The sequence below is a fragment of the Streptomyces rugosispiralis genome, assembly GCF_024505145.1.
Taxonomy (GTDB): Bacteria; Actinomycetota; Actinomycetes; order Streptomycetales; family Streptomycetaceae; genus Streptomyces; species Streptomyces rugosispiralis.
Window position 1 is genome coordinate 1 of the sequence record NZ_JANIAA010000216.1, and the last position, 582, is coordinate 582.

Annotated in this window: 1 protein-coding gene; it reads left to right on the forward strand. The window is 67.7% G+C overall.

Annotation, left to right across the window (positions count from 1 at the left end):
- A partial coding sequence (locus NP777_RS47130; protein WP_256656358.1) for an acyltransferase domain-containing protein occupies window positions 1-582 on the forward strand: 582 nt, incomplete at both ends.

Consider the following 582-nt stretch of genomic DNA (forward strand, 5'->3'; position numbering starts at 1 on the left):
GTGGTCGTTGGTGGATGTGCTGGGTGATGCGGTGGCGTTGGGGCGGGTGGATGTGGTGCAGCCGGTGTTGTGGGCGGTGATGGTGTCGTTGGCGGAGTTGTGGCGTTCGTTTGGGGTGGTGCCTGCGGCTGTTATTGGGCATTCGCAGGGTGAGATCGCGGCGGCGTGTGTGGCGGGTGCGTTGTCGTTGGAGGATGCGGCGCGGGTGGTGGCGTTGCGGAGTAGGGCGTTGCGGGCGTTGTCGGGGCTGGGTGGGATGGTGTCGGTGTCGTTGCCGGTGGGGGAGGTGCGGGAGCGGCTGGGGGTGTGGGGTGAGCGGTTGTCGGTGGCGGCGGTGAACGGGCCTTCGGCGGTCGTGGTCTCCGGTGACGCGGATGCGCTGGACGAGCTGATGGCGGTATGCGAGGGCGACGGGATTCGGGCCCGGCGTGTTCCGGTGGATTACGCCTCGCATTGCGCTCATGTCGAGGCGATTGAGGAGGAGTTGCTGCGGGAGCTTTCGGGGATCAGTCCTCGGTCGTCGTCGGTGCCGTTCTATTCGACGGTGACCGGTGGGGTGCTCGATACGGCGGGGCTGGACGC